6 protein-coding genes and 1 pseudogene are annotated in these 12568 nt (G+C 61.2%); 1 reads left to right on the top strand and 6 read right to left on the bottom strand.

What is annotated here, in order from left to right:
- Positions 1–37: 37 nt before the first annotated feature.
- Positions 38–1351 (top strand): amylo-alpha-1,6-glucosidase, encoded by a 1314-nt coding sequence (locus tag ACFMO7_RS21060; RefSeq protein WP_376797447.1) that lies wholly within the window; start codon positions 38–40, stop codon positions 1349–1351.
- A gap of 145 nt (positions 1352–1496) precedes the next feature.
- Here the strand turns inward: ACFMO7_RS21060 and ACFMO7_RS21055 are convergent, their stop codons facing one another.
- The 6 genes and pseudogenes from ACFMO7_RS21055 to ftsZ form a co-directional block, all read right to left on the bottom strand.
- Entirely contained in the window at positions 1497–3176 is a 1680-nt protein-coding gene (locus ACFMO7_RS21055; RefSeq protein ID WP_376797446.1) for a hypothetical protein, read from the bottom strand.
- A gap of 136 nt (positions 3177–3312) precedes the next feature.
- Complete coding sequence (locus ACFMO7_RS21050; RefSeq protein ID WP_376797445.1) at positions 3313–4860, bottom strand: radical SAM protein; 1548 nt, start codon at positions 4858–4860, stop codon at positions 3313–3315.
- A gap of 132 nt (positions 4861–4992) precedes the next feature.
- Positions 4993–7734 (bottom strand): tetratricopeptide repeat protein, encoded by a 2742-nt coding sequence (locus ACFMO7_RS21045; RefSeq protein ID WP_376797444.1) that lies wholly within the window; start codon positions 7732–7734, stop codon positions 4993–4995.
- A gap of 17 nt (positions 7735–7751) precedes the next feature.
- Positions 7752–9077, bottom strand: a complete 1326-nt coding sequence (locus tag ACFMO7_RS21040) for a hypothetical protein (RefSeq protein WP_376797443.1) — start codon at positions 9075–9077, stop codon at positions 7752–7754.
- 35 nt (positions 9078–9112) lie between these two features.
- Complete coding sequence (locus tag ACFMO7_RS21035) at positions 9113–10174, bottom strand: SIR2 family protein (RefSeq protein ID WP_376797442.1); 1062 nt, start codon at positions 10172–10174, stop codon at positions 9113–9115.
- Positions 10175–11609: 1435 nt separating this feature from the next.
- A pseudogene (ftsZ, locus tag ACFMO7_RS21030) lies at positions 11610–12551 on the bottom strand (cell division protein FtsZ); the annotation flags it as partial.
- Positions 12552–12568: the final 17 nt, after the last annotated feature.

The following is a 12568-nucleotide window of genomic DNA, read 5'->3' as shown; positions in this document are numbered from 1 at the left end:
AGAAGGCCCACCTAGAAAGGATGTTCGCAGCACCATCATGATGAAGTCTACACACGATCCGGAACATGCTGCTCTTCTCGTCCGCTGGTTAGAGCGCGGGCGTGCCTGGCTGGATGAGCTACAGACGCCCGGCGGCCTGCACGCCAGCAGCGCTGCCGATCAGTATCCGGCCCTCTACGGGCGAGATACGCTCTGGTCGATCTTGCTGGTTTTAGAGGCCGCGCGGCTGCGTCCTGGCGACAGCGCGCTGGCCAACTGGGCCGCAGCCTTCGCTGCCCACGGCTTGCAGGCTCTGGCGTCGACCCAAGGGACAACCGAGCGAGACGAGAACGAGGAGCAGCCGGGCAAGATCATTCATGAGTACTGGCCGGAGCCGCGCCGCTGGCTAGCCAGTGAGTGGCCGCTGTGGGAGGGCCGCTACTACGGTTCGGTGGACGCGACCTATCTCTTCTTGATCACCGCAGCGACCGTCTGGCAGCAAGTCGAGGGTGGGCGACAGGTGATCGAGCGGCTCTGGCCGCATGTCATGGCGGCGCTTGACTGGACACTGAAATACGGTGATGTTGATGGCGACGGCCTAGTCGAAGTTCTGCCACGCCAGCCCCGCGGCCTTGGATTGCGCAATCAGGTCTGGAAGGATAGCAACGACGCCCTGCTGCTTGAGGATGGCGCCCCTCCCTCGCCGCCGGTAGCCTGGGTTGAGCTGCAGGGCTACGCTTTGGCCGCCTTTCGTGAGATACGGCCCCTGCTACAGGAAGCAGGAGGCGAGACCGCCCTCCTGCGTGAGCTGGAGGAGCGCATGGAACGTCTGCGCCGTGGTCTGCCGCGCTTCTGGCTGCCAGGAGAAGGCTGTCCGGCGATGGCTCTTTCTCCGGAGAAGCAGGCCATTCCTCTGGTGGCTTCCAATATGGGACATTTGCTCTGGTGCGCTGCTCTGGAGGAACCCTACGCTTCCCGGACAGCCGAGCGCCTGTTGCAGCCCGATCTGCTCACTCCCTGGGGTATCCGCACGCTCTCGCGTAGCTCCTACGCCTTCGATCCATATTCATATCACCGTGGGACCGTCTGGCCTTTTGATAACGCGATCATCGCTTCGGCTCTCTGGCGCATGGGGCGACGGGACCAGGCTCGCCTGCTCAGTCAGCGTCTGTTGGAAGCGATCGCCCTCTTCGATTCGCCGGTGGAACTCTACTGCGTTCTGCCTCCAGAGTGGATTCTGACCCCCACAACTGGCGGGGCCGAGGCGCTGGCAGTCTACACACGTGCCTGCAAGATTCAGGCCTGGACAGCAGCCGCTCTAATGCTGGCCGCCGCGCAGCTTCTATCTGAAGCCAGCCGAGCAGAAAGTTGAGGGGAAGCTGATTGGTGGCACACACTAAGCCGCTACCCCGAGAGCAGCGTCGGTAGACGAGTGAGAGAGGGGCCACCGTCTGGCCTGTGGGAGAAGAAAGCCGTCGGCCTCCCTCCCAAGTGAGCTGTCCGCTGACCGCCACCGGTCAGCCTCTTGCTGCGCTCCAGTCGGTGGCCAGACCTCCCTGAGCCAGCACGTGCAGGGTAAAACGAGCAGCATTGTTCGCAGCCTTGCGTTGCCGCTGTTCCTCGCGCTCCTGTTTGAAGCCATCGGCCCAGTCGGCAATGGCTTTAACGAGAATCCAGTCGACTTTGTAGTGTTGTGCCGCAGCACACAGGCCGGCCCCCTCCATCTCGCCGCCGATGGCCTCCGGCTCCAGAGCCTGCAACTGATCGCGATACTCTCTGTCATTGATCAGCTTCTCGCCCGAGAGCATCAAGCCAAAATGGACACTCTGGCCCTTCCAGCTTTTTTTGCCACTCCTGAAACGGTCCAGCAGCAGCGGCGAGGCGGTCACCCGATCGCCCCGCAGGCGCACGCTGCGTTGACCTTCGCGGGCGACAACCGCCTGCAGCTCGTAGGCCAGGATCTGGCGCGCCACCAGGATGTCGCCAATGCGCTGCTCACCAGGCTTGAGGCCGAAGGCGATGCCAACCATGATGACCGCCCGTGGCCCCAGATGACGAATACCCTCGCTGACAGTCAGCAGAGAGCCACCAGCGCCCCCCTGCCCCATCTCGGACTGCACCATGAGCAGGCTGGTGCCGCCGACTTCGCCCAGGCGATAGTAGGTTTTCTGATCGACGTAATATCGCTCAGCCTGCGGGAAGAGCGCCAACACCGCCTGAGCTTCGACCTCGGTGACCGTCACAAGCAGCACATCGGCGCGCAGCCTGGGTTGCAGGGATGCCCTTCCCTCGAGTGAGAGCGCGGCCGACGGGGAAGAGGCGTTGGACTCTCCAGCCGATTCAGCGGTGGCAAGAAGGGAGGAGCGTGGCATCTGTACCTCGGTCACCTGGACCTCGAGAGGCTGGCGAGAGCTGAGCAAGGCTTCCAGTGCAGCAAAGAAAGTAGCAGGCTGCCCGTAGATCCCACAGATCAAAAACGGGGCACTGTCTCGATGTCGCGCCTCGATGAGGCGGAGCAACCGGTCGTCTTCAGCAGGAGCCTCCGGAACTACATAATAAATGCTGCTGCGGCTAGTCGCGCTCAAGAGGCGAAGCACTGCCTCTTCCTGAGTAGGAGATCCTACCACAATCAGATCCTCGTTCAGCTCCCACTCCAGGATCTCACGCAGCGGGTAGGAAAATTCTAACAGGTCGGGGAAGCTGGGGAGGAGAACACCGGCTTCCAGGCTGCCAAAGAGCTTCAAGAGGAGAACCTCATGTCCGTGGGTATGCTCTTTCAGCTTTTCCTTAAGGTAGACCTCGCTTTCACGGCCAAGCACGAGCTGGCAGAGCCGTTCTGGATTGACATCCTGGCTGCTAAAGGCTCGCTCCAAGAGGACATCGATACCGCTGACCAGAACAGTGTCAAAGTAGCCCTGCTGGCAGAGACGAGCCAGTGAGCGATAGCCGTCCAGGTTCGGGGAGTTCTCTCTCAAAGCGAGACCTTGCGCCAGCACTCCGAGACGATCACGGGGGCCAAGCTGCTGCAAGTAAGCACGGAAGTCGCTCCAGCTTTCGCTTTGACAGATTGCCCGACGGACCTCGGCAGTCAGGCTGGCAGCCAGGGTGATGACCATGCGATAGGATCGCTGCCCCTGCCGCTTGCGCAGCCCGAGAAGCCGGGCCAGTCGCGCTAGAGCAAGTGGTGGTCTCTCCATCTGGATTGTTTCCTCCTCTCTGCGGCCCCACACTGCGGCAACCCCGCCTCCTTCTGGGGAGATGGAGCGGCCTATACGCAGATCGCCTCTCTCCCTCGAAAGATGCGGGGAAGAGAATGCCGCGCTCTTGCTGCGGCTAAAAGACGAGCGCTGTCCCATACTTCAGGACGCGCAACGCCTCCAGGCGCAACACATCAGGGAAGAGAGCTTTATAGATGGCACAATTTGGTGATCGGACATCGAGTCGTCCGGTGAGATGATAGGTTAAAGCAGGACAGCCACCCGCGCACCAATAGCGCCAGCGACAGGTCCGGCAGCCCTCTTTCTCATCGACCGCGACGGCGCGCAGTCCACCGGAGGGCAGACGCACCGCTTCTAGCGGGTCCTCAGCAGCGATCGTAGCAACCTGCTCCGTAAGCGCGGCATGACAGCGCGCTACGCCACCACGCTGATCGATCACGAGATAGTGGCGTCCCATGCCACAGGCATACGGGGAAGCGAGGCCAGGATGAGTCCGGTCGAGCAGGGCCTTCCACAAGCGACGACGGGGGAGGCGCCGCTCGATCACCGCAAAGGCAGCCCGCATGCCCGCAATCATCTCCTCTTCCTCAAATCCAAGATCATCAATACCAGGGGCAGGATTGTGCTCGCGATAGTAGCTCAACGAGAAAGGTAGATCGCGCTCCAGCAAATACTCCAGCAGAGTGGGCAAGGCCGCGAGATTGCGGCGCGAGACCGTCACGTTGACAGAAGGGGGCCATCTGGCGGCCAGCAAGCGATTGAGAGCGCGCTCAACGTAGGCGAACGAGCCTCGGCCATTCCCAAAGGGGCGTTGCAGGTCATGCTGCTGGCCGAGGCCATCGAGAGAGAGCATAACGGAGATACGGCGCTCTTTCAAGGCGGCAATGGCTTGTTCACTGAGGGCCACCCCGTTGGTGAGCAGGGAGGCCGTGACCTTCATCTGCGCCTGTGAACCTAACGTGAGGGCATAGTCGTGCAGCGCCAGCACCTGACGCAAGCGCAAGGTTGGCTCGCCGCCGGCATACTTCAGGTGCACTGCCTGATAGCCATGAAGCTGAGCCGAGCGGAAGACGGCCTCTACCGCCTGCCTGGCCGTAGCGTCGGCCATTGGCTCAGAACTTTTCTGCACATAGCAATACTGGCAAGCGAGGTTACAGGCATTCGTGACATGGAGCCAGGCAGAGAGCGTTCTGGCCCTGCTCTGCTGCTCCGAAGAGACGCTCTGAACTGGCTTCCTCTCCACGGGCAGCAGCAAGCCCAGGGCAACCAGCCAGTGCAGCAGCCCGAAGAGGGCTGCTGTGGGCACCTGTGGGAAAGCTCGGGCGACCTCGAGGGGCCTGGCTGGCTGCTCAAAGGAGCGGAGGAGGGCCAGAGCCTCTTCATCCAGGACGGCCAGGGTGGCCGACCAGTGCTCGGGATCGCAGACCAGCCAGCGTCCAGCAGCACACTCCTGCCAATAGAGGGAAACAGGCATATGCAGCGGATTCCAAGACTTCTCTCTAGACATCAGCGGCTGAGCTTGCCAGATGGGCAGTGCCATTTCCTGATGACCGGTCCCAGGCTCGTAATTACATTCATCAGGAGACCCGCACTCGCACTCGTCGAAGGTCTCAAAGCCGCAAGAGATGCTCTGGAGAAGATCAAGATCTACCCAGGCGTTCATTCCCGCGCGTCACCCCCTGACAGAAACAGACAGAAGGATCTCACTACAAAGCCTGTGGCACCAGCACGCGATCCCAGCGGATCAAAGGTCCAGGCCCTCTATCGCCTGACATTCTGTCGATCAGGCGAGCCACTAGCTCCCCTGGAGCACACTCAGGAATTGAGCGATTTCCTTACAGGCCTGGTACAGTTCCGGATAGCGCTCTGCCAGCTTGCGCTGATGCCAGCCTTCACTCACCAGGTGGGCTGCCTGAGGGATCTCTTGCAGAGGAAGGGAGAAGAGCCGTCCAAGCAAGCGGCGTTGTGCCTTGTGGTACTCCAGGACATTATGGCGAGCCATCCAGGCACAACTCTCCAGATAATGCTCAAAGGCCTCCTCCAGGCGGCCAGCAGCAAAGGCCAGGCTTCCCAACAACTCCTCACCCCGCCCAAGCAACAGGCGATAGCCTTCTTCCTCGGCGATCGTCCGCGCCTCCTTCCAGGCCGCCTGCGCCTCCTCCTCTCTTCCCAGATGGTGCAGAGCTTCCATCAGCTCTACCAGGCTGGCGGCCAGCTGATAGCGATCCTGCAGGTGTCGGGCATGCTCGCAGGCACACAGCAGATGCTCTGCAGCCTCCTGCCACTGCTCTCGTCTCAGGGCGACGCGCCCCTGATAGTACCGGCTGTTGATAAAGACCTCCTCATCGAAGCCGGTCACCAGGGTCTCGGCCTGCTTGAACAAGGCATCGGCCTCCTCCAGCTGCCCTTTCAGGAACGCCACCTGTCCCAGCCGAATGTAGGTCGCCGCTACCCCCGAGCGGTAGCCGACATGGGCATAGCACTCAAAGGCCCGGCGGAAATGCTCTTCTGCCAGCAAAAGGTCCTCGCTCTCCAGATAGATCATCGCCAGCGTGCTGTGAGAGAGGCCGACGGCCCGTTCATCCAGGCGCCCCTGGCGCCAGAGGTCCTCTCGTACACGCAACCCCATCAGGCAGTAGCGGAGGGCCTTTTCGATGTGCCCCCGGAGCCGATAGACGTTGCTGATGCTATTGAGCAGGTTGGCATACCAGGCCCGGCTCCCCCGCTTCTGATGATATTCCAGAGAGGCATAATAGCAGCGCAGCGCCTCCCGCCACTGGCCCAGACGCCGATAGACATAGCCCAGCTGGCCCTGCAACGTACTGGCCTCTTCCTCATCGCCCCGCTCCAGTGCCAGCGCCAGGCACTGTTCATAATAGTGAATGGTCTTCCGGAGCTGGTTTTGCTGCAAGGCACAGCGGGCCAACTCGTAGCAGAGCTCGGCCCGCTGCGCCGTTTGCCAGGCCGGATCGGCCTCTTGCTGCAAGCGTTCGAGCAGCACCTGGGCCTGGGCCGGCTGCTCCTCGATGCGCAGCAGCCTGGCTTCCCAGAGAGCCAGTCGCCAGCGCTGCACAGGCGTTAGGTGCAGCTCAAACTCACGCACCGTCTCCAGCAGCATGCGTGCAAAGCCACTGCGCCAGCCGAGCGTTGCAAGACCAAAGAGGCGCCGGAAGTATCCCAGTCCCTCTTCCAGGTCCAGGGTGAGCCGATGATAGAGCAGCTCGACCCGGCTAGCCTGCCATTGCTGTTCCGAGAGGGCCTGCTCGTTCTGCTGCTCGTAGTAGCTGATCACGGCTCGACTCAGCTCGCGGCGGAAGCGCCTATCGGGGTCCTGTCGCTCCCAGCAATAGAGTACCACCAGACGGCGCATCTCATCGTGCAGCGCCAGCTCATCGCCTTCGCCGGCAGCCCGCACAAACGAGAGCTGCCGCAGGGCTGCCAGCCACTCTTCAACAGCGCTCTGCCCGTCGGTTTCCGTCAGCTTGACCTGGCTCAGCACCCAGGAGAGCAGAGGCGCAGACAGGCGATGATAGATATGGGCCAGCAGCAAGATTAGCCAGTTAAGGGGGCGTTCCAGATCGTTGATGCGCGCCACGAGCTGCTCCTCAAAGCGATCTGGAGGGAAGGCAACCAATTCCTCCAGCCTCAGCAGGCGCCTGGCCAGCAGATCACAGGCCAGACCGACCACAATCGGACGACCCCCAGTCAGGGCATAGAGGTGCTCCACGAACTGGGCCTGGCGCTCTGCCGAAGGAGCAGGCTCTCCCATCCCGGCAGATTCCCCGCTCGCCTCAGCAGCCCCCTCAGACAGGTCAGCCAGCTCGCGGGCCAGATAGCGGCGCACCTCCTCGGGAGAAAAGGGAGGCAGCGCCAGCTCCAGCGCCTCCCTCTCGCGTCCGCGCCAGGTCGGCTGCTGCCAATCCAGTGCGTTGCGTCCAGCCAAGAGCACTTTGACTCGTGGCAGGCCATAGTGCTCGGGGAAGAGCTGCCCCAGGCTCATCACCGCCACCTGGGGATTGCGCTCGACCAGCTCAAAAGTATCGAAGACGAGGAGCAAGGACGGTCCATCCTCGGGCAAGAGTGGCAGCAACTCCTGCACGTCGCGCGCCAGCGCTTCCGAGAGGCTATCACGAATACGGATATCGGCCACATCTTTTTCAGGATAGAGGCTGCTAAGATAGCCCTGAGTAGCAAACGACTCGAGCGTCTGAGCAAAGGTCCGCGCCTGCCACTGCGGATAGGCTTCTTGAAGGCGCTCGACCACCCGGCGCGCGATCAACAGGCGATCTCGATCAGCGACGCGGAAGAAATCCACCTGGACCACGGCCAACTGAGGAAAGCACTGGCGCGCCTGCGCCACGCAGGCCCGCAGCAGCCAGGTTTTGCCAACGCCTCCCCGCCGAGCGGGGTCTGGCTCGGCATCATGGATAGCGAGAATCCAGGGAGCGTCGGACTGACAATCCGTAAGCCAGCCGAGAAAGAGCGCCAGTTCACGCTCTCGCCCGAGAAAGGTCTCGGGTACCCCTTGACGTTGCATCGCACGACTCCCTCACCCTAGTGTTCCAGGGCTTGCAACCCTGTGAGGAAGCCCTGAGCATGCTCTCCCAGGGCTTCCTGGAGTTCCTGGTCCTGACGAACCTCTTCAACAAACTGCACGCGCGCCTCCGCGGCCTCCATACTGAGCAGCGCGAGCAGCTCCTGGATGCCCTGCGTAAGAGCTGCCGGCTCAAGACAAAAGGCGCTATGATAAAGCCATTCGCGGAGATAGCGACTGCGATCGGAGCCGCTCACCTGGCTGGCCAGGCGCTGGTTGAAGGCAGCCAACCAGCGATGCAGGGCGACCACCTGTTCCGGCTGCTCGCTCTGGAAGGTGAGCAAGAAGAGCCGGCGGACTGGCCCTTCGACCGCATAGCCGGCCCGGTCTAGATGCCAGCGAACCACTTCTGTCTTCGCGCCCAGCTCGCGCGGCAGAAAGAAATAGGCTAAGAGGCTTTCTCGCACCCATTGGGGAGCGAACTGCTCAATCAGCTCTTGCAGCAAGAGGAGATTAAAGCGCCGGGGAACCGAGAGCAGGCGGAGCAACTCCTCATAGGCCGGAACCTCCTCCGGCGAGAGCTGGCGCAGAATTCCCTGGCGGATCACGCGCTCCCTCAGCAGGTGAAGCCCCTGGAGCTGATCGGCCGGCCGCAGCAGATTGAGGCCCCCCCGAATGGCCTGGGTCAGGACCTCCAGCGCCAGTGGGTAGCCCTGCGTCCAGGAGTAGAGCAGCTCCCGCACCTCGGGCGCCAGAGCGAGGCCCGCCTTCTGGAGATAGATGTCACAACTGGAGCGATCGAGCGGTCCCAGCTCCAGCGCTGTGATCTTACGAGCTACTGAGCGCTCGCCTTGGAAGGGCACCAGGCGCGAGGCCGCCAGGACCACAAAGAGGGTATACTCTTTCACGATCTCGCGCAGCAGGGCCTCCAGCGAACGCACCTCGTCCTCATTGCCAGCATCCACCGCATCGACGAGCAGAACCGCCCGTCCCCGCTGAGCCAGCAGGTGCAGTGCTCGTACCGCACTCCACTCGTTCGGGCCAGGCTCTCCCGAGAGCGTTACCTGCGCTCCCACCGCACGGCTGTGGGAGCGCCCCACCGCCTCCACAATCTGGCGTGCCAGAGAACGCTCCTTCCGCCCCGCCTCTGCCCAAATACAGGGGACGTCGGACGCCTGACAGCGCCGCTGCACCTGGCGGAGGAGGGCCGTTTTGCCGATACCACGCACTCCACAAAACTCCACCACAGGCGTGCGCAAGAGCCGCTGTCGATCCTGCAACGTCTGCAGGGCCTCTTCAATCACCTGCAGTTCTCGCTCTCTGTTGACGAAGGAGTCACTTTCCATGCCTTATCTCCAGCAGTAATACTTATACAGCAAGACTACTCTTCGCGAAGGAGCCGACGTAACGAGCCTACCTGCTCCCTAAGCATGGACAATTCTGAGGTTATCAGCTGAAAACCCTGCTCTGTTTGCTGCTGAAGCAAGCTGAGTTGTCCCAGAACGGAATGGAACAGCTCTTGAATCTCGTGCCTCTCCTTCTGGGCAGCGGCTCGCTCACTATTTATTTTACGCAATTCACTAAGAATATCGAGAAAATTGCTTATATTGGTAGGCATTGATGACTTAAGGTGCCAGAAGATAGCTTTCAAGAAGTTCTCATACTGACCATCCCAGCCAGTAAGATAGAGCGACTGGCGAGCCTGGAAGATCTGGGCCATGCTCGACTCTGCGGGAGGCAATTCCTCATTGACGAACCAGGTTGAGCTGAAGCCTCCCTCAGGAGAGATCAAATCGATCAACCCGGCATCCCAGAGAGGGTCAAGGCCAATGACCAGAATGTCGCCTTTCAGCGCCTGCTGGAGATATTCCTTTAGCCTGGCGTAGCGATCGAGGTAGAAACGCTGACGTCTGGCATCGTAGACACGGGCCACCAGGTCGCCAAAGACCTTGATGACGCGACAGAGCCGCCGCTCGGGATGCAGTAACCATTCTTCATAGCTGCGTCCTGGGATAAAGACCTCATAGTGCCGTCCTTCCCTCATCTCTACCCGACTGAAAGCCTGCTCCAGCAGGTCATCGATATTCGTAGTAACGATTTCACTGAAGTACTCTTCCTTGACGAGCTCCGCCAGGCAGAGATCAGCGTCGGTAACAGTGACGTCGCGCAGGGCCCTCTGGAAGATTAACTCGAGGTCGCGCTCGCTAAAGGAGTGCTCGTTTAGGACGCGGTAGCACTCGCCAAAGGCTTTGGGTCTGCTCAGCCTCTCAGGGCTGCGCGGGCTGAAGCCCATGACTATCTCTTGCAAGGCCGAGCTTGGGCGGTAAAAGGCACCGGCTCGCGCCCCCAGCACGAGGATGATCCCGGAGCCACTTTGCTTACGGATGTCTAGCAGCTTGGCTATCTCTGGAATGCTAGACTCACTGGAATCTCGTCGGGGCATGATCGTCTTTCTCCCTCTGCCTGCTTTCTCTTCATGCCTGCTTGCCGGTGGACTGAGTCACGATGCTATGCTTCCACTATCCTTCCGCCGTCCCTCATCCCAGCCCGTCCCCAGGAAGTGGCCCCTTTCGCCCGCAATGAGATCCCTCGCCCACACGCTTTTTCCCGCCCAGTCTCCCGCTTTAACTAGTGGCGTCCTTTCCACCTGGCAGAACGGGGTCTTTCCCCGCCTGCCAGGTACACCAGACTCCGCATGAGCAGGCAGGTCCTATTGACTGGCTCTCTGATCTCCATCTCACTCTCTGTTGCTTCAATCTAGAGACAGAGATCACCTTCTTATATATTGTGTTAGACATTAGCAGTTCTGTCAACCATTAGCGTATCAATTATACTGTGGGAAGCGACTCTGGCTGGTAATTTCTTTTCCTTGTATAGGATCCTATCAGCGATTTATTATATAGTAAAAAACTCTCGATGACAGTCGTGGGAGGGACGTCACTTAAAGCGCAACCCGGCCAGCCGCAAACAGCTCCACGCTGTGCTGGCGTCCTTTGAACACAAACAACTGCCTATCGCCATTGAAGCAGCAGAGGCTGGCAGGTCCAAGTCCATCTTTCTCCAGACAGAGGGGCTTTGCTTTCTCAGTCAATAGAAGCAGCGAAGGAGGCAGCGGGAGAGGGTCACAGGTTGCCAGGAGGATCTCAGATGAGATTCAACAAGAAGATATAAAAGAGTTATTCCCGAAAAGATCGTTCTGCCCTGGATCCCCCAAAAGGAGGCGGGAGCAGCGTTGGTGCGCTGCTCCCCTCGCTCTGGTAGTTGGTTGGTGTTGGTAGCTTCTGCCAGCCTGTTAGCATTGTCCCACCGCCGCCGCCACCGCTCGGCGGGGTGAGTCCCGACGAGCGCTTGCAGGCAGGCGAGGGTCAGCGTTTCCGCAGGAACGCAGGTATATCGATCACATCGCTCGCTGGTCCGCGGTTGCCGCGCGGCAGATCGGAGATCTTCGGATCGAGGCGTCGAATCTGGCGCTGCGGACGCTGCTCAGGGCGCTGCAGCGGGCGGGCCTCCGGCTCGGGGACCGGCAGGCGCCCATGAGCGGGCGTTTCCAGCTCCTCATCCTCGCCCTCGAAACCCTCGCCGTAAGCATCGCCGCGCAGCTCGGCGGCCAGCTCGCGACCGCGCTGGGTGCGCGCATGCTCTCCTGCCAGGGGACCGGGGCCGGTCGGGGCATTGGCGATATTGAGGGGTGGTGTGGCCGGCAGCGGCGTGTAACCCGTATAGCCCTGAGACGAGCTGTGCGGGGCCGCCGGCGCCGGCTGGCGCAAAGGGGAGCCTCCTCCCGAGACCCCATTGCTCCCCAGGCCCGCCGGCTGGTAGAAAATGCTACGGTTATATTCCAGCCGGCCCGTGCCGGTCGAGGACTGGCCGCGCACCGCATCAAAGCCGGTGGCGATCACAGTAATCTTGATCCGCCCATCGTAAGCCGGATCCTGCACCGCGCCGAAGATAATATTGGCCTCGGGGTGGGCCGCGCGACTGATCACATCGGCAGCCTCCTGGACCTCGAAAAGCGTCAGGTCGGTGCCGCCGGTAATGTTGAAGAGCACCCCGCGCGCGCCACTGATATCGATGTCGAGCAGCGGGCTGGCAATAGCCATCTGAGCGGCGTCGATAGCGCGCGTCTCGCCGCTCGCCTCGCCGATCGCCATCAGGGCCGAGCCGGCAGCGGACATAATCGTCTTCACATCGGCAAAATCCAGATTGATCAGTCCGGGCACAGTGATCAAATCGCTGATCCCCTGAATGCCCTGGCGCAGCACGTCATCGGCCAGGCGAAACGCCTCTGAGAGCGGCGTGCGCTTATCCGCAATCTGCAGCAGGCGGTCGTTGGGGACCGTAATCAGCGTATCCACGTGCTGCTTCAGGTTAGCAATGCCCTCCTCAGCCGTCTGTTGACGCTTCTTGCCCTCGAAGCTAAAGGGGCGGGTGACAACCCCTACCGTAAGCGCCCCAACCTCGCGAGCGATCTGCGCCACGATGGGGCTGGCCCCGGTGCCGGTCCCGCCGCCCATACCGGCGGTGATAAAGACCATGTCGGAGCCTTTCAGCGCCTCATACAGCTCCTCGGCACTCTCCTCGGCTGCCTTGGCCCCCACGCTAGGATTCCCTCCCGCACCGAGGCCACGGGTCAGCTTGTCGCCGATACGGATATGCTTCGGGGCTTGTGTCAACAGCAGGGCCTGAGCATCGGTATTGACAGCGATGAACTCGATGCCCACCATATTGGCCTGAATCATGCGGTTGACCGCGTTGCTGCCGCCGCCACCCACCCCGATCACGCGGATCTGGGCGAAGCCTTCAACCTGATGTTGTCCCATTGGTCCCATATATTCGT

This window comes from Thermogemmatispora sp., assembly GCF_042408735.1.
In the GTDB taxonomy this organism is placed as follows: domain Bacteria; phylum Chloroflexota; class Ktedonobacteria; order Ktedonobacterales; family Ktedonobacteraceae; genus Thermogemmatispora.
This window is presented reverse-complemented; position numbering and strand designations above follow the sequence as displayed.